Source organism: Desulforhopalus glucosivorans, from assembly GCF_054397165.1.
Map to the genome: position 1 here is coordinate 4,251,016 of NZ_AP044854.1, position 23,013 is coordinate 4,274,028.

The 23,013-nt window shown below is 45.3% G+C and carries 20 protein-coding genes; 16 read left to right on the forward strand and 4 right to left on the reverse strand.

Going from position 1 to position 23,013, the window contains the following annotated elements; genetic code table 11:
- Positions 1–96 precede the first annotated feature (96 nt).
- From ACX6CI_RS18240 to ACX6CI_RS18315, 16 genes are all read left to right on the forward strand, one after another.
- The gene (locus tag ACX6CI_RS18240; protein WP_458775087.1) at positions 97–1,869 is read left to right on the forward strand and encodes a sigma 54-interacting transcriptional regulator; all 1,773 of its coding nucleotides are present in this window, start codon (positions 97–99) and stop codon (positions 1,867–1,869) included.
- A gap of 286 nt (positions 1,870–2,155) precedes the next feature.
- On the forward strand, positions 2,156–3,271 hold the full coding sequence (locus tag ACX6CI_RS18245; protein ID WP_458775089.1) for an ABC transporter substrate-binding protein: 1,116 nt from the start codon (positions 2,156–2,158) through the stop codon (positions 3,269–3,271).
- A 160-nt stretch (positions 3,272–3,431) separates the two neighbouring features.
- On the forward strand, positions 3,432–5,510 hold the full coding sequence (locus ACX6CI_RS18250; RefSeq protein ID WP_458775090.1) for a PAS domain-containing protein: 2,079 nt from the start codon (positions 3,432–3,434) through the stop codon (positions 5,508–5,510).
- Between the two features lie 735 nt (positions 5,511–6,245).
- The gene (gene dctP / locus ACX6CI_RS18255) at positions 6,246–7,259 is read left to right on the forward strand and encodes a TRAP transporter substrate-binding protein DctP (RefSeq protein ID WP_458775091.1); all 1,014 of its coding nucleotides are present in this window, start codon (positions 6,246–6,248) and stop codon (positions 7,257–7,259) included.
- Between the two features lie 95 nt (positions 7,260–7,354).
- A complete protein-coding gene (locus ACX6CI_RS18260; RefSeq protein WP_458775092.1) occupies positions 7,355–7,954 on the forward strand; it encodes a TRAP transporter small permease in 600 nt (199 codons plus the stop codon).
- The gene (locus ACX6CI_RS18265) at positions 7,951–9,267 is read left to right on the forward strand and encodes a TRAP transporter large permease (protein ID WP_458775093.1); all 1,317 of its coding nucleotides are present in this window, start codon (positions 7,951–7,953) and stop codon (positions 9,265–9,267) included. Before ACX6CI_RS18260 ends, ACX6CI_RS18265 begins: the two co-directional genes overlap by 4 nt.
- Positions 9,268–9,277: 10 nt before the next feature.
- On the forward strand, positions 9,278–9,430 hold the full coding sequence (locus tag ACX6CI_RS18270) for a hypothetical protein (RefSeq protein WP_458775094.1): 153 nt from the start codon (positions 9,278–9,280) through the stop codon (positions 9,428–9,430).
- A 107-nt stretch (positions 9,431–9,537) separates the two neighbouring features.
- Positions 9,538–10,449 (forward strand): proline dehydrogenase family protein, encoded by a 912-nt coding sequence (locus tag ACX6CI_RS18275; RefSeq protein WP_458775095.1) that lies wholly within the window; start codon positions 9,538–9,540, stop codon positions 10,447–10,449.
- A 327-nt stretch (positions 10,450–10,776) separates the two neighbouring features.
- Positions 10,777–12,483, forward strand: a complete 1,707-nt coding sequence (locus tag ACX6CI_RS18280) for an aldehyde ferredoxin oxidoreductase C-terminal domain-containing protein (protein ID WP_458775096.1) — start codon at positions 10,777–10,779, stop codon at positions 12,481–12,483.
- Positions 12,477–12,695: a hypothetical protein gene (locus ACX6CI_RS18285; protein ID WP_458775097.1), complete on the forward strand. Its 219-nt coding sequence runs from the start codon at positions 12,477–12,479 to the stop codon at positions 12,693–12,695. The genes ACX6CI_RS18280 and ACX6CI_RS18285 overlap by 7 nt, the downstream gene beginning before the upstream one ends.
- Before the next feature lie 194 nt (positions 12,696–12,889).
- Entirely contained in the window at positions 12,890–13,111 is a 222-nt protein-coding gene (locus ACX6CI_RS18290) for a 4Fe-4S dicluster domain-containing protein (protein ID WP_458775098.1), read from the forward strand.
- Positions 13,104–14,252, forward strand: a complete 1,149-nt coding sequence (locus tag ACX6CI_RS18295) for a 2-oxoacid:acceptor oxidoreductase subunit alpha (protein ID WP_458775099.1) — start codon at positions 13,104–13,106, stop codon at positions 14,250–14,252. Before ACX6CI_RS18290 ends, ACX6CI_RS18295 begins: the two co-directional genes overlap by 8 nt.
- A gap of 1 nt (position 14,253) precedes the next feature.
- Complete coding sequence (locus ACX6CI_RS18300) at positions 14,254–15,060, forward strand: 2-oxoacid:ferredoxin oxidoreductase subunit beta (protein ID WP_458775100.1); 807 nt, start codon at positions 14,254–14,256, stop codon at positions 15,058–15,060.
- Positions 15,060–15,611, forward strand: a complete 552-nt coding sequence (locus ACX6CI_RS18305) for a 2-oxoacid:acceptor oxidoreductase family protein (protein ID WP_458775101.1) — start codon at positions 15,060–15,062, stop codon at positions 15,609–15,611. Before ACX6CI_RS18300 ends, ACX6CI_RS18305 begins: the two co-directional genes overlap by 1 nt.
- 367 nt (positions 15,612–15,978) lie before the next feature.
- Complete coding sequence (locus tag ACX6CI_RS18310; protein ID WP_458775102.1) at positions 15,979–17,805, forward strand: SLC13 family permease; 1,827 nt, start codon at positions 15,979–15,981, stop codon at positions 17,803–17,805.
- Between the two features lie 93 nt (positions 17,806–17,898).
- Positions 17,899–18,942 (forward strand): CAP domain-containing protein, encoded by a 1,044-nt coding sequence (locus ACX6CI_RS18315; protein ID WP_458775103.1) that lies wholly within the window; start codon positions 17,899–17,901, stop codon positions 18,940–18,942.
- Positions 18,943–19,051: 109 nt separating this feature from the next.
- Here ACX6CI_RS18315 and ACX6CI_RS18320 read toward each other — a convergent pair whose 3' ends face one another.
- The 4 genes from ACX6CI_RS18320 to proV form a co-directional block, all read right to left on the reverse strand.
- Positions 19,052–19,525: a MarR family winged helix-turn-helix transcriptional regulator gene (locus tag ACX6CI_RS18320; RefSeq protein WP_458775104.1), complete on the reverse strand. Its 474-nt coding sequence runs from the start codon at positions 19,523–19,525 to the stop codon at positions 19,052–19,054.
- A gap of 193 nt (positions 19,526–19,718) precedes the next feature.
- Complete coding sequence (gene proX, locus ACX6CI_RS18325; RefSeq protein WP_458775105.1) at positions 19,719–20,747, reverse strand: glycine betaine/L-proline ABC transporter substrate-binding protein ProX; 1,029 nt, start codon at positions 20,745–20,747, stop codon at positions 19,719–19,721.
- Between the two features lie 17 nt (positions 20,748–20,764).
- On the reverse strand, positions 20,765–21,604 hold the full coding sequence (locus ACX6CI_RS18330; RefSeq protein ID WP_458775106.1) for an ABC transporter permease: 840 nt from the start codon (positions 21,602–21,604) through the stop codon (positions 20,765–20,767).
- 28 nt (positions 21,605–21,632) lie between these two features.
- Positions 21,633–22,856 carry a glycine betaine/L-proline ABC transporter ATP-binding protein ProV gene (proV, locus tag ACX6CI_RS18335; protein ID WP_458775107.1) on the reverse strand — a complete coding sequence of 408 codons (1,224 nt, stop codon included), beginning with the start codon at positions 22,854–22,856 and terminating at the stop codon, positions 21,633–21,635.
- Positions 22,857–23,013: the final 157 nt, after the last annotated feature.

Genomic DNA, 23,013 nt, shown 5'->3' on the forward strand with positions numbered 1-23,013 from the left:
ATTTAATTATTCTAATGTGAATAGAAATTCAAAATTGTATAATCTAATTAAACATTCCTACTTCCCCGCATATTTCGCATATACAGGCTGGACACCATGACAAACAGCAACATATCTTCAAGTATTGATGAGTTGATCAACAACCCTCCTCCCCATTGGCAGATATTGAGCCAGGGGATTATCAACGTTTCAAGAAACTGCTTATTTGCCATAGACCGCAAAGGCACCATTTTCATGAGTAACACCAGTGCCAATGAAAAATTTGGGCCCATAAAGACTATGGATTTGAGTGAGGCGATACCTGAACTGAGCCAATTTGTTGAAAAAACATTTGTCGATGGTCAGCGACACACTGTAAAATCAATGTTTGTGCGTTCGTCAGAGTACAGAGTTATTGTCAGCCCAATACTCGCGGAAGACAAGGTTGTGGGAGCAATTTGCCAGTTAGAGGAAAGTACCGAAGTTGAAAAAGTTGCCCGTCAAATGCGCTTCTTTCAGCATATGACCAGAGAACTTGAAGCCATAATTGATTCTTCTTCCGACGGCCTTTTTGTCTGCGACGCCCAGGCAAATGTTATCCGTGTCAATCCTGCATCTGAACGTATCCACAAAGTAAAAGCTAAGGAGTTGATAGGCAAAAATATGGTTAATCTGGTTGAGGAAGGATTCATCGATCAATCCGCAACACTCCTCGCCATCGATCGGAGAGCAACCACAAGTCTTTTACAGGAGAAAGATAACCGTAAACTCATATCCATTGCGACTCCAGTTTTTGACAATAATGGTGTCCTTATTAGTGTGGTTGTAAGCGAACGTGATATTACAGAAATTGACACCTTACACCGTGAGCTTGAGGAACAAGGGTCGCTCGCAGACCGTTTACAATATCAGTTGTTGGAAATGCAACTCGCTGAACTCAAATCAAATAAGGTTATTGCCAGAAGCCCGTCCATGATCAAGGTGATGGAAAAAGCAATAAAGGTTAGTCCTGCCAATTCCACGGTCCTGATAACTGGAGAATCGGGAGTAGGTAAAGGCCTCATCACTAACCTGATACACAACAATTCAAGCCGCGCTGAAAAACCTCTTATTCGAATTAACTGTGGCGCCATACCTGAATCGCTTATCGAGTCAGAGCTCTTTGGCTATGAAGAGGGGGCATTTACCGGAGCGAAAATCGGCGGCAAAGCCGGATCCCTCGAGCTTGCCGATGGCGGCAGCCTCTTCCTTGACGAAATTGGAGAACTACCTTTATCCGCCCAGGTAAAACTCCTGCGGTTTCTCGAAAAAGGTCGGCTCACACGGGTTGGTGGCTCAAAAGTTCGAACCATCGACGCACGTATCCTGGTCGCCACCAACCGTAATCTTCATGACATGGTTGCCGAGGGATCATTTCGCCAGGATTTGTATTATCGCCTTAGCGTTATCCCTTTACGTGTTCCACCTCTGCGCGACCGCAAAGAGTGTATCCTGCCACTTATCACCTACTATATTGATCATTTCGCCAATATTTCAAAGACCAGCAAACGAATTTCCAGGTCAGCCCTTGATGTACTCCTGACCTACCCATACCCTGGAAATGTTCGCGAACTTATGAATATTTGTGAACACGCAGCCGTAATGTCTGAGACAGAAGTCGTAGATCTAATTGACCTTCCAAAAGATGTTCGACAACACAACTCGTCACCATCTGTGCTTGAAACAGAACTGCCAGAAGGCATGTCACTGAAGCAAATTCTTGAAAATGTAGAGCAAAAAGTGATGAGTCAGGCGTTTAAACGTTATAAAAACCAGGCGGCTGTGGCTTCCGCATTAGGGGTCAGCCAACCAACAATCGCCCGTCGTTTCAAAAAATATACCATTGAATGACAGTGTATCATTGCGGTTGATATAGCGTGTCCGAAACCAGAACGTTTGCCAGGTTGTAGGGCTGGAGTGCTGCGGTGTCGTCCAAGGAGCCAACTATCTCCGAAACCGTATTGGAAAATTTACCAGTGATTAAGCCCTGACTGTAAGAATGGTATTGTTTGAAATAAGTAAACAATCTGAATACAAGGGTGCCTGGGGATAATTGACATTTTCCACCGTATTTGCGATAATTTAAATCATTCAGGGTTTATCTACCTCTTTCAATTCGCCACTAAAGGTCAAAAATATGATTTTTGCCACGTCGTTTCGAACGATTGTTTTCACCTTGTTAGTAGCGCTGAACACCACACTGTGTCTGGCTACAACAGCGCCGAATCCGTCGCCCAACCCAAGCGTTGTTTTCCTCAATCCCGGCGAACCTGTCGATCGTGGCAAGGGGATGTTTTGGCCGATGACTGCTCGGTTAATGGGCATCGCTGCAAAGACCTTCGGAATGCAGCTTGAGGTGTTGTACGCCGAGCGTGACCACTTACTGATGCTGCGGCAGGCGGAAAGCGTTGCCCAGCGCACTGATCTACCTAACTATGTCGTGTTAGTCAACGAGAAGCAGGCCGCACCAAAGATGCTGCAAATGTTCGCTGGCACCCATACCAAAGTTCTGCTGATCCACAACGACCTGACCGTAGAGCAACGGCGTACCATCGGGAACGAGCGCGAACAGATGACCAATTGGATAGGTACCGCAAAGACCGATGAGGAGCGTAGCACTTTCCGCATGATGGAAGAGTTGTATCGTCAACTCGGCACCCCCGAGCCACAAGTGCTAGGCATTACCGGTGCCCGCGGTACGACGGTATCAAAGGAGCGCGCACAGGGTGTCAGCAATTACATAGCCCATACCGGACGAGGCCAGCAACTTCAATTGGCGTATGGCAATTGGGGCGCCACCGACGCAGAGAGCAAAATTGATGTCCTGCTTACCCGCTATCCTCAGACCAACATTGTCTGGGCCGCTAATTACTCGATGTCACTTGGTGCACTGCGTGCGGTGAAGGCCCGTAATACAAAAATATTGGTTGGTAGCACCGCTGCCGCACCACAAGCCGTACCAAGCATGGCCGAGCAAGGTATGGCGGTTAGCCTGGGAAGTCATTTTTTCATTGGTGCCTGGGCTATGGTCCTGCTGTACGATTATCACCACGGTGTCGACTTTGCCGCACACGGCGGAGCAAGACAAAAGCTTGACTACCTCTACGTAATTAAACCAGACAACGCTTCGCGTTACTATGAGGCAGTGTACGACCAAACCGACGCAATGGACTTTAGTGTTTTTTCGAAGTACCTTCACCCCTCTCCCGGCTTATACAAGTTTTCCTTGGCGCCGCTGATGCACAAGAAATAGCATGCCCTTGTCAAGTCGACTGAGCCTGACCAGCCTTCACACCAAGCTAATGCTGATGCTGGCGATACTTGTCACTCTGGCAGTGGTTTGTGTGGCTTCTGTGCTACTCGAACGCGAGCGCGAAACTCGTTTTATTGAGCTGGAAGGGCGTGCGGATCGCTTGATCGATCTTGCCAGCCACTCGGTGGCCTACTCACTCTGGAACGTCGACCTTACTGCGATCGATAAACAGCTTGCTTCTTTGGCATCTGATCCCGAGGTTGTGCAATTCAGCGTCACAGCCGTTGGCTACGGCAAGCTGCGCGAGGTCACCAAACCAGCGGGGTCGCTGGTTGACCCGGTCGTGCGCCAACAGGATATCAACTTCGTCACTGCCGAGACCGGATCGCAGAAAATTGGCGAGGTCCGTGTCGTGCTGACAAGAGAGCTTGTAGAGCAGGCTATCACGAAAGCACACCGCGCCGTATGGGTACTGGTGGCCGTAACCCTGGTCGTACTGTATATCGCAACCTTTATGCTTCTCAGACGCATGGTCAGCGTGCCCGTCAATCGCCTGGAGGCCATGGTTGTTCGAATTGCTTCTGGTGACTTGGATGCAGAGTGCGCTGTAGAGTCCGGCGACGAATTAGGGCGGTTGGCCAAGCGCTTCAACACGATGGCCAAACAGCTGCGTGAGTCAGGCGAAAGCTTGCGTGACAGCGAAACACGCTTACAACTTGTGCTTGATGGCAGCCAATTAGGTTCCTGGGACTGGGACATTGAAACAGGTGAAGTAATTCGAAATCCTCGTTGGGCCGAGATGCTTGGATACAGTCCGGAAGAGATTGAATCTTCTATGACACAGTGGACCAATCTGTTACATCCTGATGATCAAACTCTCGCGTGGGAGTCTATTAATGACCACCTGGAAGGACGATTGTCAGCCCATGAAATGGAATATCGTATGCGTACAAAGGATGGGCAGGATATATGGATACTTGATCAGGCGAAGATTGTCAGCTGGGACGCACTGGGAAAGCCATTGAGGATGTGTGGCACCCTTAGAGACATCACAAAACGTAAACAGGCCGAACAGGATCGGGAAAAACTGCAAAATCAGTTAATTCAAGCCCAAAAAATGGAGTCCGTAGGTAGATTGGCCGGTGGAGTTGCCCATGACTACAACAATATTTCAAGTATCATCATCGGTTATTCAGAACTGGCTTTGGAAAAAGTTGAATATGATGACCCTTTACATGAGGATCTCATAGAGATTCTTACCGCCGCAAATCGTTCGACGGACATTACCCGGCAACTCCTTGCTTTTTCCCGCCAACAAACCATAGCTCCCAAGACTCTCGATCTGAATGATACCATAGGAAGTATGCTCAAGATGCTCAGGCGGTTGATAGGTGAGGATATCGATCTTGGTTGGCTGCCTGGAGATGATGTGTGGCCTATTAAAATTGATCCCTCCCAGGTCGATCAGATTATGGTAAATCTCTGTGTCAACGCTCGAGACGCTATCGCAGATGTCGGCAAGCTGACCGTTGAAACAAAAAATATCAAATTTGATAAAGACTACTGCGCTGAGCATCAAGGTTTTTTGCCTGGGGAGTATGTATTACTGGCTGTAAGTGATAATGGTTGTGGAATCGCGCCTGAGATTCTGGAAAAAATATTTGAACCGTTTTTTACCACTAAAGGGTTGGGCAAGGGGACCGGGTTGGGGTTAGCAACAGTTTATGGCATTGTCAAACAGAACAACGGGTTTATTAACGTCTACAGCGAACAGGGCAATGGGACAACCATAAAGATCTATTTTCCTCAACATTCAGGTCAGGCTGATGTCGTAATCCATGAAGAAGTTTCTGAAATTCCGTTAAGCTGCGGTGAGACAATATTGCTCGTTGAAGACGAGGGCTCCATTTTGACACTCGGCAAAAGGATACTGGGAGATCTGGGATATACTGTGCTGGCTGCAACCAGCCCCAACGAGGCTATCAATTTGGCAGAAGAACACTCTCACGAAATCAAACTTTTAATAACAGACGTGATTATGCCAGAAATGAATGGTCGCGAATTATCCGAACAACTGCAAATGTTTTATCCAAACCTCAAAGTTCTTTTCATGTCTGGATACACGGCTAACGTTATTGCCCACCTGGGTGTGTTAAATGACGGCGTATGTTTCTTGCCAAAGCCGTTTTCCAAAATGGAAATGGCTGTCAAGGTCAGAGAGGTGCTGGCTGGAAATTAACAACTAATGAGCCTTTTGCAAATGGCTTTGATGGTCTCGTGTATCATCATATTGTTACGTTCTGTACAGGGCATCCTGACCGGTGTGGACAACCCTGCAACACACAGACGTAAATCACTATTTTTTCATCCTTACTTCAACAAACTATTCTACTTTGAATTAGTTATTCATATTTGAATTAATTTGGTATTGCCTTTACAAGAGGTGAACCAAATTCCTCCCACCCCACCAAAAAAAGGAAAAAGTTAACAAAAAAGTAATACAACCCAACTTTCTATCAAACAGTTGGCACTGAGTAAATTCTCAGAGGAACTCAATTCGCCCCCTTGTTTATTCAGAATTGAATAAATATCTCTATTCTGCCTCCTTTCCCTCCCTTTGACCACGGTCTGTCACAGTCAACAATGTCAATATTGCACATTAAAAGTCTACCTTGCACCGTCACAGCTGCGAAGAAACACCCCGAAAAATTCACAAAATAACATTTGATATCAGACCATTACACCGTTCAACACCCTAAGTATCTGCCGACATCTCCCTTCTTACTTCGAAGTAAGAAAAATGATGGCACCAATGTTGCTATGAACCGATCAACAGTTAAAAATACAGGCTCCACAGCACACGGCTCGCCTGTAGTATTTTGGAATTAATCATTACCAGAGGGGGAAAAGCGAAACGAGTATTCAGTACTGATCAGAAGGCCACATAAATGTCAATTTTCACGGAGAATTCAGAATGTCTTTTAAATTCAAATCTATCATCGTATCTACTTCATTAAGTTTGCTTCTTTCAGTGGGCAGCCTTACCGCAATGGCGGCACCTGAAATGGTTCTCAAATTTGCCGGTCAAAGCGCAGCCGATCATCCTGCAACTCAACTAATGAACGACGTTGCGAAACAGATTGCAGAGAAAACAGACGGCCGCATCGAAGTCAAAGTTTATCCTGCAAGTCAGCTTGGCGATTACAGCCTGGTCTATGAAGAACAGATTCGTGGAACCATTGATATGTCCTGTATCTCTGTACCAAGCCAATTCGACGCAAGAATGGAGCTGATTTATATAAACGGCTTCGCAGGTGACTATGAAGACCTGAAGACAGTATTTGCTCAAGATGGCTGGATGTTTGGCAAAATGAACGAGTTCAACGAGAGACTTGGCGTTAAGCTCCTTGGTTTCTTCGTCGAAGGCATGATCGGTACCGGTACCACTAAACCCGCTAAAGAGCCTCTCAACCCAGAAGTAAACAAGGGTGTTCTTGTTCGTGTTCCTGGTATGGATGTATACAAACTTGCCGCAGAAGCAATGGGATATAACTCTGTTGGTATTCCATACGCAGATGTCTATCAGGCGATTCAGACCGGCGTAGCTGATGGTGTTAATGGATACCCCGTTGCCTCAGCATATTCTACCCTGGGTGATGTTATCAAGTATTGGTACATGACCAACTATTCCGTTGAAGTCCTCAACTTTATGATTAGTGGCCAAAGCTGGGCTAAAATCAAACCGGCTGACCAGAAAATTATAGAAGACATCCTTGCCAAAGCTACCATCGACAGCATCAACAATGCCAAGGCACTTGATGAGCATCATATGCAGCTCATGAAAGACAAAGGAATTGAGGTTTTCACCTACACCAAGGAGCAACTCGCTCCTCTCATGAAAGCATGTGCCAGCACCTGGCCAAAACTTGAAAAGAATATGACTAAAGAGCTTATGGACGAATTCAGAAAAGAACTTGGTCCTCAATGATTCTTACTGCTTTAACACGATTTTCTTTTCACTAGAAAACAGATCCGGAGAAGGCTCCTCTTCTCCGGATTTAGAGCTTTTCAAGGAGGTCCGTTGTGCCAGGTAACAAAAATGAAAAAAAATTTCCCTCTTTCAAATGCGACACATTGCCTCCGGGCGTACTCACTGCAGATACCCCTAAGAATTTTTTCGATAAAATTGTCATAAACGGCTTCTCCATTATCAGCTTCAGTACCACAATTTTACTGACTGTAATTATATGTGCCGCTGCTTTTTTCCGTTACATCCTCAATGGAGATCTTACAGGCTATGAGGAGTGGGTAAAGATCTTTGCCTTTTGGCTCTATTTCTCAGCTGCAGCAATCGGGGCTTATAATCGCACCCACGTTTCTGCGGATCTCGTCCAGGCCTATGTCCCTAATGGCAAGCTCAAAGACTTCCTCGTTTTCGTAAAAGATCTTATTACCGTAGGTGTTTGCCTGCTCTTCACCTGGTATGGGTATGAGTTTTTCATGTTTGGCTACGCAGGCCCCTTAGGGACAGGAATTGCTATTCCAAAAACAAGTGTATGGAGAATCAGCTTATGGATAGGCTACCTTTCCGTTTTTCTTGGCTTGATCTTCATGACCTACTATTTCGCAAGGGACCTTTTCATGAGCACCGTCACACTCATTACAGGGAGGCAATATAAATGATTTACATTGCTCTTCTCATCCTCGTTTTATGTCTCATAGTCGGTGTACCGGTTCCAATCAGCTTTATGGCCTCTGGCGCCTGGCTTGTCTTTTTTGGTGGTGCTGATGGCGCTGGCTACCCTGCAAGCCAACTTCTACCTTACGGATACAAACAGATGGATTCCGTTCCCCTCATCGCCATTGCACTTTTTATCGCCGCAGGTGGTATTATGGAACGGGGAAAAATTGGTGAGAAACTCATCGATTTTGTCGATGTCTTTGTCGGCGACCTCAAAGGTGGTCTTGGCATCGTAGCAACCATCTCCTGTGCTATTGTTGGATCCATTTGTGGTGCTGCCTGTGCCACATTATCCTGTGTAGGTACTATCACCTTTCCAAGATTTAAATCTGAAGGATACCCGAGAGGACTTGCCGCCGCACTCTTGGCCAACGCGTCCCTTCTCGGCCTTCTCATCCCACCAAACGCCACACTCATTATCTTTGCCTGGATTACAGGCCAACCTGTGCTTGCCTGTTTTCTCGCAACCGTAGTACCGGGTTTTATGGTCATTTTTCTTTTATGTGTGGTCAACAGGTGGCTCTTACGAAAAAACACAACTGTAATCGTAGCAGCGAAAAGATCTACTACCCAAAAAGTAGAGCTCCTCAAAAGCAGATCAAGGCAGGCACTGCCGTCATTGCTGCTCCCCTTCATTGTTTTGGGTGGTATCTACGGTGGCTTTATGACCACAACCGAGGCCTCGGCCATGGCGGTTCTCTATGCTATTCCCATTGGAATGTTTGTCTACAAAGCACTGAGTCTAAAGGGGACCTATCAGGTACTTGTTGAATCGGCAATTACCACCGGTGTCATCATGGTAATGCTCTATTCAGTCGCCATGCTCAGCCGTCTCTATCTACTTGAAGACCTTCCAGAAGTTCTGCTTGGAATTTTCCAGGCTGTTTCAAGTGATCCGATGGTCATCATGTTCATGATCAATATCTTCCTCGTCATTATGGGAATGTTGATGGATGATATTAGTGTTGTGGTGCTCGCCACCCCAATACTCATGCCGATAGTTATGCAACTCGGATTCAGCCCCATCCATTTTGCAGCAATCATTGGTGTCAATACAGGACTTGGATGTATTACTCCACCTGCAGCCCCGGTTCTCTATCTATCTGGTCGACTCGGTTCTGCCCCAATCGATGAAATGATGAAGCCCTGCCTCTGGTTTATCGTACTTTGCTGGATACCGGTACTCGCCTTGGTCGTCTTCTTTCCGAAAATTTCACTACTGTTGCCTCATATGATCCTCGGCACAGCCTGGTAAGGAGATAAAAATGACATTTTATCGAAACTTTTTTGCAGTCCTCTGTTTTGCTTTTTTCTTTGCTGGCATGACGACTCAAGCACCTTTTGCGTTTCTTGCTGCCATGTTTTGTGGCGCAATGTCAAGGACTGCCGAGAAAAGAGGTTGGCCGGATCCCTTTTAGCACGTATCCCGGCTTGTTTCTCGTTTGCCGGGGTTATAAATCAGCACTAATTACTGATTCCCTAACCGGAATCGCTACAACATTATTTATAGTTATGGAGTTTTAAGATGCTCAACAAACTGATTTCACATGTGCTGCCATACATGCCCAAAAAACTGGTATGGCAGTTTTCAAAGGATTACATTGCCGGGGAGACCATAGAGGATGCCATTGCTGCCTCCAAAAAGCTTAACGACGAAGGTATCTTAACCACCATTGATGTCCTTGGTGAATTTATTACCAACTTGAATGAAGCGGAAGCAAACAAGGACGAATATCTTGACGTTATTGAAAAAGCGGAGGCAGCTGGTGTTAAAGGAAACTACAGTCTCAAACCCACCTTTTTTGGTTTACTGATAGATAAAGAGGTCGCCTATACACATATTCGCGAAGTTGTTGCAAAAGCTGCTTCCTATGATAATTTCGTCAGAATAGATATGGAAGATACCCCATGTACCGACATGTCTATTGAATTATTGCGTAGAATAAAAGCCGAATTTCCTGAAAATGTTGGTCTTGTCTTCCAGGCGTATCTCAAACGTACAAACGATGACATCAAAGGACTTGCTGATCTTCATAGCGAAGACAATCCACTCAACTTCCGTCTTTGCAAAGGCATCTACGTTGAACCAGAAGAATTGGCCTACAAAGATTATAATGAAATCAACAACCACTTTTTAAATGACATTGAGTTCATGCTGAAGGAGGGGATGTATCCTTCCATTGCAACCCATGACAAGCCTGTTGTTGATGGAGCTCTTCAATTGCTCAAAAAATACAACCCGCCTAAAGATCGATATGAATTCCAAATGCTGTATGGTGTAGCTCCGTCTCTTAGAAAATCCATTGTGAACGATGGCCACACCATGCGAGTTTACGTTCCCTTTGGTAAGCAGTGGTTTGGCTACTGCACACGCCGCGTAAAAGAAAATCCGAGCATGGCGGGTGTTATCATGAAAGCTATTTTCGTTAAGGGATAACAGGGCCACCCAACCTGTTACTTAACGTCATTTAAAGTTTGTTTGTGGTCTAACTTGGGTAAGCAAGATTACTACCTTCAGGAATTTTTTTTCTGCGGCTGTAACACACTGTGATCACGACACATTTATTAGTATTGAGCAAAAAGTACGGCAAGCATGTAAATTTTTTTCTTGCATGCTGCCATACAAATCAACGTAAATACGTTGACATGGGCCACAAAACAATTGTATACAATTTATGTATTCAACGACTATTGATTGGTTTCCCTAACGGGCCGCCTGTTTGTAAAAAAAAGTAATTCTTAGCTCCACTGTAGAGGAAATATTATGTTTAAACTTTTGCGTATCAACATTGTTACCGGTGAAACAAAAACAGAGTCCTATGATTCTAAAGAATTTCTTCTCGGAGGGAGAACCTTATCCTCATACCTGGTGAGCAAAGAGGTGACTCCAAACTGTGACCCATTTGGAAAATCCAACAAGCTGTTTTTCACTATCGGAGCCCTGAGCGGCACCATAGTTTCCAGTGCAAACAGACTATCTATTGGTTCAAAAAGCCCACTAACAGGTGGAATAAAAGAAAGTAATGCTGGTGGTATTGTTGGACTCAGAATGGCTCAGCAGGGCCTTCGTTGCATAGTACTTGAGGATGCCCCTGTGGCAGATAAACGATGGAAAATTGTCGTTGTAGGAAAGGACAAAACAGAAATCATCGATGGAAGTTTTCTGGTTGGTAAAGGGGTGTACGAGAAATCAGAACTACTGAGTGAAAAATTTGGCAAAAAAGCTGGTTGTATTACCATTGGCCCCGCAGGAGAAAACCTGCTGCTCGCATCGGGCATTGCCTGTTCTGATCCCCATGGTGTCTGTTCCCGCTATGCTGGACGCGGTGGCCTCGGTGCTGTTATGGGTTCCAAGAGAGTTATCGCAATGGTTGTCCTTGACGATGGTGCTGAAAAACCAGACTTTGTTGATTCAGATAAATTCAAAACTGCAAGCAAACGTATTCTCGAACTCTTAAAAGAGAATCCGGTATCATCCCAATTTACCAAATATGGCACCGCGGCCATGGTTGATATATGTCAGGCGTTTAAGGTTCTTCCCACAAGGAACTTTACTCAAGGGACACTGAAAGATGCAGAAAAAATTAACGCCCAAACAATGTATGATACAATTAAGGAACGTGGAGGTGCCGGTCGTACCCAACATGCTTGTATGACTCCCTGCGCAATCCAGTGTTCCAATGTATACCCCGACGAAAAGGGTGAATTGCTGTGTTCACCAATAGAGTATGAGACCATGGCACTCATGGGGTCCAATCTCTGTCTGACCAATCTCGATACCATCGCCATGATGAATAAAATTGCCAATGATGCCGGAGTTGATACCCTTGATGTGGGTGCTGCAATCGGCGTGGCCATGGAAGCAGGCATTGCCGATTTTGGTGACGATGAAGCCGTTATACGTTTAATGAATGAAGTCTTGGATATCACACCCCTTGGTCGTATCTTAGCCTCTGGCTGTAAGGTTGCAGGCCAGGTCTTTGGTGTCAAGCATGCACCACATGTTTTAGGTCAGGCACTGCCCGCCTACGAACCCCGTGGCACAAAAGGTATGGCCATGACCTATCTCTCCTCTCCCATGGGGGCTGACCATACTTTTGGTTTTACACTAAGAGATGAAGAAGACCCGATTACCAAAGAAGGAAAAGTTGAATTGTCCAAAAAGTTTCAGGTTATAGGATCACGAATGGATGCCATGGGAACCTGTAACTTCGTTCGTTATTCGGTACGAAATGATATGTCGCCCCTTTTAGACCTGATCAAGGCTCTCTATGGTGTTGATATCTCCCCTGAGGAATTTGATGATTTTGTCAAAGATACCCTGAGACGCGAACATAAGTTTAATAGTGACGCGGGAGTTACCGCTGCTGACCATAGATTCACGGAAACCTTTTACACTACAGAACAAACCGACACCGGAGAAAAGATGGATATAACCGATGAAGAAGTCGCTGAGGCTATGAATTGGTAACAGTTCGTTTTAAGCTCAGTGAGCTCGGGACGGTAGAGATACCTATTACAGTTCCAACACGGTTTGAACGTATACTGGAGTTGTGTGCTGAACATACAGGCCGTCCTGTGGGCTCAGTTCTCGCAGTGCGAAATGAAAAAGTAATAAACTTGCTGGACAAAATAGAAGAAGATGATGTAATTGATGTTTACCCTGCACTCTCGGGTGGATAATTTGTTTTCTGCCTGGAATTTGAGCTGTTGGGAATTGGATATGTAAACTCAAGGAAACCTTGAGTAACTAGCCTCGGTAAACTGGAAATAAGCCGGGGTAAGTACCGTCATGAAATCATTGTAAACCAGAAATAACAAAAAATGATCTCTACGGCACTCATTCAAACTTCACTAAAGGCAAATAGGGAAAAGCCATGGCTAAGAAGCAGCTCAAAGAGCTGAAAATCAACGGAGACTGGTGCAAAGGGTGCGGTATTTGCGTTAGTTTCTGTCCTAAAAATGTTTTGGAACTCAATGCAAAAGATACGGCTGTTGCGGTGCGACCGGAAGACTGTATCTGTTGTATGTTATGTGAACTAAGGTGCCCGGATCTCGCGATCGAGGTACTAATTGACCAGGATAAGGACAATGACTGAGAATATACGTTTTATTCAAGGCAATGAAGCGTGTGTTGAGGGGGCTATCTACGCAGGGATTGAGTTCTTTGCAGGCTACCCGATTACACCTTCCACAGAGATTGCAGAACATTTATCCCAAAGGCTTCCTGAGCAGGGAGGCAAGTTTATTCAGATGGAAGATGAGATCGCTTCCATGTGTGCCATTATTGGAGCCTCTCTTACCGGCCGAAAAGTTATGACCGCAACCAGTGGTCCAGGCTTTTCCTTGAAGCAGGAGGCTATCGGTTACGCATGTATGACTGAGATCCCTTGCGTTATTGCCAATGTACAACGTGGCGGGCCATCCACAGGAAACCCAACCCACGTCAGTCAGGGAGATATCAACCAGGCAAGATGGGGAACCCATGGTGATCATAACATCATTGCGTTAACCGCTTCCAACCACCAGGATATTTTCCAGATCACCGTCGATGCCTTTAATATGGCTGAAACCTATCGTACCCCTGTAATCCTTTTGCTCGATGAGGCCGTTGGCCATATGCGGGAAAAGCTGGTTATCCCTGAAAAAGGCGCACTTGAGATTGTCGACCGCCTCAGAACATCCCTTGGCAAAGGGGTCGACTACCACCCTTACCTGCCAAGAGAAGATGGTCGTCTACCGATGTCTGACTTTGGTGGCGAGCACAGATATAACGTCACTGGTCTTTTCCATGACATGTGGGGTTTTCCTTCAAACAACCCAAAGGTTGTCAATGAGCTGCTCCGTCATCTCGTTGACAAGATTGACAACAATATCCATGAAATCACACGCTACAAAGAGCATTTCATGGATGACGCTGAGTATGTCTTCGTCTCCTACGGTTCCTCTGCAAGATCTGCCATACATCTTGCCAAGACCAGAAGAGCCAGAGGTGAAAAGATTGGGGTACTTGAGCTTCAGTCCATCTGGCCTTTCCCTAAAGAGCTCGTTCGTGAAAAGTGCGACCGCGCAAAAGCTGTACTGGTTGTCGAGATGAATATGGGCCAGGTTCTCGCGCAGGTGAAGGCCGCAGTGAAAAAACCGGGTCGTGTATTTCTTGCAAATCGCATTGATGGTGAATTGATAACACCTTCAGATATTAAGAAACTTCTTCGGGTAATCCAGGGGAGGGGAGTGTGAGATGGCTGTAAAAGATTATTTACGGGAACGATTTTTCCCGCACATGTGGTGTCCCGGTTGCGGGCATGGAACTATTCTCAATTCACTCCTACGCGCTGTTGAAGAGCTCGGTTTAAATAAGAATGAGATTGTTATGACTTCTGGTATCGGGTGTTCTGCCAGAATTTCAGGTTATGTTGACTTTCACTCTTTGCATACCATGCATGGACGAGCACTTGCCTGTGCGACAGGGGTAAAGCTCAGTAAGCCAAACCTTAACGTACTGGTTCCCATGGGCGATGGAGATGCACTTGCCATTGGTGGTAACCACTTCATCCATGCGGCGCGGCGTAACATAGATATTACCGCAATCGTCATGAACAACAGAATCTATGGCATGACCGGTGGACAGTTTTCTCCACTATCAGGCCCTGGTGTTAAAGCAACGACTGCGCCCTACCTCACCATTGACAACAACTTTGATGTGGTCGAGCTTGCAAAAGCTGCTGGCGCCACCTTTGTTGCCAGATCCACCGCCTACCATGCCAAAGAATCAACGGGCTATCTGAAACAGGCGATACAGCACAAGGGCTTTTCTGTGGTTGAAATACTTTCCCAGTGTCCTACCCACTATGGCAGGAAGAACAGGGAAGGTGATGCCGTCAGCATGCTTGAGATTCATAAGAATAACACAGCAAAACTTGGTTCAAAGGCCTTGGAGGAGAATCCAGATCTCATCCCACGTGGAATCTTTGTGGATATAGAGCGACCTGAATACTGTGCTTCATATGATGAAGTAATCAAGCACGCAATGAAGGAGGACGTGTAATGAGTAGAATACGTCTGGTATTTACCGGCTCCGGTGGCCAGGGAGTCATTACTGCGGCTATTATCCTCGCTGAGGCAGCAGTTATAAAAGAAGGCCTCAATGCAACTCAATCCCAGAGCTATGGTGCTGCTGCCCGTGGTGGATCTACCCGCAGCGATATCATCATCTCTGATAAAGAGATCGATTTTCCTGAGGTCACCCAACCCAATGTTTTGGTTTGTCTCACCCAGGATGCCTATAACAGTTACGCCCCCATCATTCGTCCTGGTGGTATCTTACTTTCGGACAGTCGCTATGTACAGACTACCCGTAAGGTCGATGCCAAGCAGATCGAGTTGCCGATGTATGACAGCGTGATGGAGAAGATAGGTAAGCCAGTTGTCTTTAATATCTGTATGTTGGGAACACTGGTTGCCATTACAGAAGTAATCAAACCAAAGTCTGTCCTTAGTGCTGTTATTGGCAAGGTGCCAAAAGACTTTATTGAGCTGAACACCAAGGCTTTTGAACTTGGTATGGAGCTCGGTGCGGATTACAGCTGGACTAAGTAGTATCTTGTAAGGCTTAGACCTTGTATTGCCATAGCTGAAATGCAATGACAATATGAGGTCTTCTTTTTTCTCCTACTGTATAAGCAGCTCACTATACCTCATTATATCCTTCCGTAAGTACTGCTGGAATCGATTCATACACAATTTTAAAAGTTCTCCTGTAGCATTCCATTTTTTCTAATTTTTAAATCTCCTTCCCGCACCTTCCTCAACCGAAAACTCGGAGTTTTTGGTATCAAGCACGTTGTATATAATCTTCATTTCGTTTATCAATTATAGATACTTAATCAAGTACAAAAGTTAACAGGCATAACAATCTATTGCCCCACAGCTTCAACTCAAGCTGAACCAGTCCAAAGAAAACGCCATGACCCCAGATATACTTATCGTCTTTTCTATCCTTGCAGCTGCGGCAGTACTCTTTACTACCAACATTCTCCGAAGCGATATCACCGCAATGCTGGTGCTTTTGGCGCTACTCCTGACTAATACTCTTACGGCAAGCGAAGCCTTTGCAGGTTTTTCTGATCCAACTGTGATGATTGTCATTGCCATGTTTATCGTAAGCGAAGCCATTGTTTTCAGCGGTATCGCCGCAAGCCTCGGAGACCTTATTCTTCGATACGGCGGCGAAAGTGAAATTCGCCTGATGGTCATAATCATGCTTGTTGTAGCTGTTGTTGGCGCTTTTATGAGCTCAACAGCTACAGTCGCAATATTTATCCCAATTACTCTGGTGGTAGCAGAAAAGGCGAATATCAACCACCGCAGGCTGCTCATGCCCCTTGCGGTCGGTGCTCTCATCAGCGGCATGATGACCCTTATTGCCACCACTCCTAACCTGATTGTTAATACAGCCCTCGCTCAACAGGGGTTGGATACATTGAGTTTTTTCAGCTTCACACCGTTTGGCCTTGTAACTCTTTTGGCAGCCATCCTCTTTATGGGGACTATTGGACGTGGTCTGCTCAGTCCGGGCAGACAGTCTGTAAAGACCTCAAAAAAGCAGACTATCCGTCAGCTCCTCATCAGCTATGGGCTCCTTGACAAAACCCACCGCGTCCGCATTAATGCAGGTTCTCCCTTAATAGACCGGGCTGTGGCCAGAGTAAAACTTCGAGAACATTATGGTCTGCAACTAACCGCCATTGAACGAAATATAAGCGGGGAAAATACTATTTTCAAGGCATCTCCAGGCACTGTATTTGAGCAAGGAGATATTTTGTATTTTCTTGGAAAAAACGATAACTGCTGGGCAATGGCTCAAGATTTACAGGGCAGCAAGCTGTCAATTCACGTAAAAGAACAAAAAAGAAAACAACTCATTCAGGCAATGGGCACAGTGGAGGTTATGCTCACTCCAAACTCAAGTCTTCTGGGTAAAAACCTTACCGAGTTAGCATTTCATTCCAAGTTCAATGGCCTTGTTATTGGTATTCGAAGAAATGGAAACCCAATCACAGAAGATCTCGCCACCCTGCCGTTGACCTTCGGGGATGTTTTACTGATCAGTTCAAACTGGGATGATATCCTAAGACTACGTGAATATCCTGACGATTTTTTGATACTAACCCTCCCGGAGGACTACCGGGATGTCATCCCCGGAAGAGGCCGAATCCCTTTGGTTCTGGCAATACTAACAGGGATGGTTGTTGCGATGATGACGGGGGTAGTGCCTACTGTTACTGCAGCGGTGGTTACAGCTGTTCTTCTCATCTTGACAGGTTGCCTGCGCCAAGAAAGTATCTATCAGATTATCAGTTGGCAGGCGGTGGTTCTCATTGCAGGGATTCTTCCCCTTGCGACTGCCCTTTACAAAACCGGAGCAGCCTCACTTCTCTCCGGGCTGATGATTTCCACAATGGGAGCCATGGCTCCAGTAGCTATGCTTAGCTGCGTATTTATAATTACAGCCTTGGTTGGTCTTTTTATTTCCAATACTGCTACAGCAGTTCTAATAGCGCCCATTGCAATAGATGTGGCACTTACCTTAGGCATTCCACCTCAGGCCTTTGCAATGACGGTAGCTATTGCCTGTTCAGCGGCATATGTCACACCAATTTCTTCACCGGTCAACCTACTGGTTCAACACCCTGGGGAATATTCCTTTTTCGATTTCGTTCAGGTTGGTTTACCCTTACAACTCATTACCATGATCTGTACCGTGGGACTTGCCTGGGTTATTTACCTCTAGACAAGGACAACCTAGGGAACAGCAACAGTTCTAATTCCAGATTTCCATATGAACAATCCACTTTTTCCTCAATTTTTAAGGCGATTAAACAACATGTCAACTATAGGACAATTCAGAGTTAGCCTCATATTTCTGATAATTGCCATTGGGCCGTCGACACTTCAAGCAGGTTATGGAGATGAGGTTAACGGCTTTCCAACTCAGCTGGAACGTGATGTACACCTGATTACCAATCTTGTAAGGACGGCACCGCAGGAATTTCGAGATACCTATATAGGTGACTATGAGATACTACTACCCGAAAATTATCCTGCAGTTCAGCCCATATACCTTAACAGTGAATTAAATAATTCAGCAAGAAGCCACGCCGAGGACATGGCCGCAGACTGTGGACTTTCCCATACCTCCTGCGACGGAACTCTATGGTCTGCCCGTATCAAATCCTACTACAGCACCAGCGGTTATATAGCAGAAAACGTTGCGACAGGATTTTCTACCGGATTTAAAACGGTTATCCAACTTTTACGCGATGATATAGGCAAAGACCCTGCAGCAGACAACTCCTCCGGAGATGGTCACCGAAAAAATATTATGAATAGTCAGTACCAGGATTTTGGCCCAGGCTACGCCTATAGTTCAAGCAGGGCCTGGTACCATTTCTGGGTGCAGGACTTTGGAGGTGGCCCCCATGACTATTATGCCATTGCCTCAGGCAGCCATCTATATCTCTCCGATGGATACATTAGCTTTATGGCAACTTATTATGACCCTGACGGTAATGCGCCGCAATCAGCACAGGTTGTTATTAATGGCGTACCCTATGAGCTGAACCACCACCTTGGAAGTTCGTCAAACGGTTCCTACCAGCTTCAGCTCGCTGATGACAATGATTGCCTGGACTATTATTTTCAGTTTGTAGATTCAGACAATAGTAGCTGGCGCTATCCAGAAACGACTGAATTATCCAACAACCCGGACCAGGCCTGCTATGTTCCTGCAAGTCTTGTGGATGCCATCCATGCACTCCAGGTTGTTTCAGATACATCCTTGAATGGGACCGACATTGTAAATGCTGTTGATTATAGCGGCGATGGAAAAATAGGACTGGAAGACGCGATATTTATTTTGGGAAAATGAGCGGGCGAGTAGGCCACTGGGCCAAAAGGACAGTGCTTCTTGAAAACACAAACAAAGGCCGAACATTAAAATGTTCGGGCTTTTTTAATAACGATCGATAGAAGATCAATCAGCTCATTTGAATCGGTATGAGACCTGCTTGATCATCTTCAGCGTGCATTGCCTCAAGCAACAGACCAAAACTCTGCTCCAGTTGAGTTAATTGATCAGGAGACAACTTACTCAAACTAGCACTCAGTATTCCTTCAGGAGCAGAAGGAGCCTTTGCAAGTACCCCCTGACCCTCTTCAGTAATATAGAGGTGAACTGCCCGCTGATCAGACTTACTGCGCTTACGATAAATCAAATTTTTATCTTCAAGTTTATCCAGCATATTGGAGCAAGTCGACCTGTGGATAGACAAGATTGACGCAAGCTCCGAAACTTTTATACCTTCAATGGAGCTGATTTCAAAGAGCATCCAAAGTCGAACACTGCTTAAACCGCAGGATTTTTCAATACTCTTTGAATGTGCCTGAATAGCCTTAAACATTTTCCTGAGTTGCTGGGTTATAGTTTTTTCTTGCTCTATGCGGATATCCATTGACACGTATCAGGTTAAATAAATCATATGAGTAAGTGGAGCAATGGTGTTATACATTTCCCTATGAATATTCTCCACAGAAAAACAATCCAGGGGTAAAAAAATCCCCTGGATCATCTCGCTATCGCAGCTTGAGTACCACTTGACGATACTATACTGAGTCCCGGCTGTACTTCCAGCTTACCTGGGCCGCTTATTTTGCTGCCTGTCTTGCTGCTTCAAGCCAACCGTTCCATTTTTCCTGATTTTTAGCAATCCATTCATCAGCATGGCGAGCAATATCTTTTTGGCTCTTTTCGCCTTCATTCATCCGAGTATTCTGCTCACTAATATCACTTAACGGCAGGGTAAAAACCTCAAAAAACTTCTTCGCTGCGGGATTATCTGCCATAAATTTTTTATTGGCAACAATCTGGATATCAGAGACAACAAAACCAAGCTTGACGGGATCAGATACAGCGCCCACAATACCGCTTACTTCCATACGGTCTTTTCCCGCCATCTGGGATTCTTTAGGTAAGGTTTCGGGAACATTAATCCACATGACGTCTTCACCTGGCTTCAATTTAAATATGGTCCAATTTGGAGCCCAGGTATAAAAGAAAGCAGGTCCACCAGCATTATACTCAGCAAGGGTTGCAGCCATTCCTGCCTCATAAGCTGCTTTAACAGGGTTGATGTGCTTATCAAGATCGTAGACCTTCATATGATGTTCAATTACCTGTTCGCAACCCCAACCAGCAGGACATGCTGTAAGATCCGCCTTGCCGTCGCCATTCTTATCAAATGCCTTCTTAACATCATCACGTTTAAAATCTTCGAGGGATTTGATGCCAAACTGCTCAACATGTTTCTTTGAAACGAGATATCCCTGCAAACCACCAGATTTTACCACAAAACCGACTTTTTCAGCTTTATCATAGAATCCTTTTGGCAACTGACCATCATGGTTCGGAAACCAACCATTAGTCCAGTAATCAACATCACCGAGAGCGAGAGATTTATAAAATATTGGATTTGCCAAATCTTTTGGTTTTTTTACTTTATAACCAAGTTCTCCCAGTGCCTTGCTGACTAATGCTTCCTGGAAAAAACCTGTGTTCCATGTTGCTCTTGCAGGGCGAACGGTTACACCTTTTCCTGGTTGTTCCATCTCAGCTGATACCGAACCAACTAGAGTTATTGAAGCCACCGCTGCAGCCAACAATAATTTTTTAAGCATGTTTTCTCTCCTGTTATTTAATTTGATTTTGAACCCAGAGACTGGGTTATTCTATCTAATATTATTGCAATAAGTACAATGGACAGACCACCAATTGTTGCAAGCCCAATATCAAGAGTATTGAGTCCTCGAACAACGGGAGCCCCAAGCCCACCAGCCCCAATTAAAGCGGCAATAACCACCATGGACAGCGCCATCATTATGGTTTGATTTAACCCAGCCATAATTGTCGGCATTGCCAGGGGAATTTGTACTTTTAAAAGGACCTGATTACCTGTGGCACCAAAGGCAAGGGCCGCTTCAACAAGCTCAGGGTGAACCTGCCTGATACCCAGAGCAGTCAAGCGAACAATGGGGGGAAGGGAAAAAACTATTGTTGCCAAAACACCCGCCACGTTTCCAATGGAAAAGAGCATTACGATAGGTACAAGATAGACAAATGCCGGTGTTGTCTGCATTCCATCAAGAAGTGGCCGCATAAACGACTCAAACCTATCACTCTTACCTGCATATATTCCTAAAGGAATTCCCACAATCACACAAAAAACCACCGAGGAAAAGACCATGGCAAATGTTATCATGGTGTCCTCCCAAAACCCGAGAAGACCTATAAAGACGAGAGCTGCCACCGTGAAAATAGCCAAACGAATGCCCGCCGTTTTCCATGCAATTACAGCTATCAGTGCAATGATAACCAGCGGAGGAACAGCAAGAAGTCCATTTTCCAGACCTGAGAGAGTTACTTCCACTGGCCATTTAATGCCCTGAAAAAACCATCGATATCCTTCGACCAACCAATCAATGAATAAGGATATCCAATCGTCAAGCGGGATAAGTTTATCTTCAAAATTCAACATTTTTTTCTCCTAATACTACTAAAATATTCTATAAAACTACGTCGCTAGACTCATCAGCTCTATACAAAGTTTTGAGGAATCTATTTTTTGAGACAACACCTTTAAACACTGAATCCTCATCAACTACCGGGATAGGCCATGGGTGAGAGGCCACCTGGGGGAGGATATCCTGGAGATATTCGGTATCTTTCACCACAAGGGCTTCTTTGATAAAGGCATCTTCAATTTTCTTTTTCGAATCAGGGGGAGGTGTCTCAAGAAGGGTGCGTAAGGTAGTAGTGGAGACAACTCCATAGAAACGACGCTCTGAGTCCAGAACATAGGCATATTCTCTATCTTGATTATTTAGTAGCTCAAGGGTTGCCCTGGGACTGCCCTGGGGAGTATGCCATATAACGGTGGGTTGACTTTGAAGAACAATATCCCCGGCAGAGATAACACCAGTTGGATCAACACCCCGGAAAAAGGCTCGTACATAATCATCGGCGGGATTTTGCAAGATTTCCTCAGGAGTACCGACCTGCACCACACTTCCGCCTTCCATAATTGCAATGCGATCGCCAATCCGGAGGGCCTCATCAAGATCATGGGAGATAAAAACTATTGTCCGTTCCTGCCTGTCCTGGAGTTTTAACAATTCATCCTGCATCTCTGTACGAATAAGCGGATCAAGTGCTGAAAAGGCCTCATCCATGAGCAGAATATCAGGGTCAACGGCAAGACCACGGGCCAGACCAACACGTTGCTGCATACCACCACTCAACTCTGAAGGTAAAGCATTCTCCCAGCCATCCAGGCCAACCTGTTTGAGTGCATCAAGAGACCTTTCATCCCGCACAGACTTTTCTATACCATCCAGTTCAAGGCCAAAAGCGACATTATCAAGCACGGTCAAATGGGGCATGAGTGCAAAGGACTGGAAAACCATGCTGGTCTTACTTCTTCTGAATTTCACAAGACTCTGCTTATCCATTTTCAGAATATCCTGCCCATCTATGATCACTTCCCCTGACGTGGGCTCGATGAGTCTGTTTAACATCCGCACCAGGGTCGATTTACCTGAACCGGACAGACCCATCACAACAAAGATCTCACCTTTTTCTACATCAAAACTGGCTCCTTGAACGCCAACAGTCATTCCTGTTGATTCATAAATTTCTTCTTTAGTCTGCCCATCACCGAGCATCTTTAAGGCCTTACGAGGAGATGGACCAAAAATTTTATATAAATTTTTAATTGAGATTTCAGGCATAGCTAAATCAGACTCACTTATTTTTATTTTATCTTGAAGAATACAAAGATTGGGTTCAGGTAGGTTTTCACAATACAGTTTTATGCAATATCATATCTCACAATACAGTATCAGGCAATACTATATTGCCAAAATCTAATGTATTGGCTCCTGTACC

Excerpts from the sequence above, each read along its gene's own strand:
- ACX6CI_RS18330 (WP_458775106.1), bottom strand. The coding sequence starts at position 21,604 with ATGTTGAATTTTGAAGATAAACTTATCCCGCTTGACGATTGGATATCC.
- ACX6CI_RS18240 (WP_458775087.1), top strand. The coding sequence starts at position 97 with ATGACAAACAGCAACATATCTTCAAGTATTGATGAGTTGATCAACAAC.
- proX (WP_458775105.1), bottom strand. The coding sequence starts at position 20,747 with ATGCTTAAAAAATTATTGTTGGCTGCAGCGGTGGCTTCAATAACTCTA.
- ACX6CI_RS18280 (WP_458775096.1), top strand. The coding sequence starts at position 10,777 with ATGTTTAAACTTTTGCGTATCAACATTGTTACCGGTGAAACAAAAACA.
- proV (WP_458775107.1), bottom strand. The coding sequence starts at position 22,856 with ATGCCTGAAATCTCAATTAAAAATTTATATAAAATTTTTGGTCCATCT.
- ACX6CI_RS18300 (WP_458775100.1), top strand. The coding sequence starts at position 14,254 with ATGGCTGTAAAAGATTATTTACGGGAACGATTTTTCCCGCACATGTGG.
- ACX6CI_RS18270 (WP_458775094.1), top strand. The coding sequence starts at position 9,278 with ATGACATTTTATCGAAACTTTTTTGCAGTCCTCTGTTTTGCTTTTTTC.
- ACX6CI_RS18265 (WP_458775093.1), top strand. The coding sequence starts at position 7,951 with ATGATTTACATTGCTCTTCTCATCCTCGTTTTATGTCTCATAGTCGGT.
- dctP (WP_458775091.1), top strand. The coding sequence starts at position 6,246 with ATGTCTTTTAAATTCAAATCTATCATCGTATCTACTTCATTAAGTTTG.
- ACX6CI_RS18310 (WP_458775102.1), top strand. The coding sequence starts at position 15,979 with ATGACCCCAGATATACTTATCGTCTTTTCTATCCTTGCAGCTGCGGCA.
- ACX6CI_RS18320 (WP_458775104.1), bottom strand. The coding sequence starts at position 19,525 with ATGGATATCCGCATAGAGCAAGAAAAAACTATAACCCAGCAACTCAGG.
- ACX6CI_RS18275 (WP_458775095.1), top strand. The coding sequence starts at position 9,538 with ATGCTCAACAAACTGATTTCACATGTGCTGCCATACATGCCCAAAAAA.
- ACX6CI_RS18245 (WP_458775089.1), top strand. The coding sequence starts at position 2,156 with ATGATTTTTGCCACGTCGTTTCGAACGATTGTTTTCACCTTGTTAGTA.
- ACX6CI_RS18315 (WP_458775103.1), top strand. The coding sequence starts at position 17,899 with ATGTCAACTATAGGACAATTCAGAGTTAGCCTCATATTTCTGATAATT.
- ACX6CI_RS18290 (WP_458775098.1), top strand. The coding sequence starts at position 12,890 with ATGGCTAAGAAGCAGCTCAAAGAGCTGAAAATCAACGGAGACTGGTGC.
- ACX6CI_RS18305 (WP_458775101.1), top strand. The coding sequence starts at position 15,060 with ATGAGTAGAATACGTCTGGTATTTACCGGCTCCGGTGGCCAGGGAGTC.
- ACX6CI_RS18295 (WP_458775099.1), top strand. The coding sequence starts at position 13,104 with ATGACTGAGAATATACGTTTTATTCAAGGCAATGAAGCGTGTGTTGAG.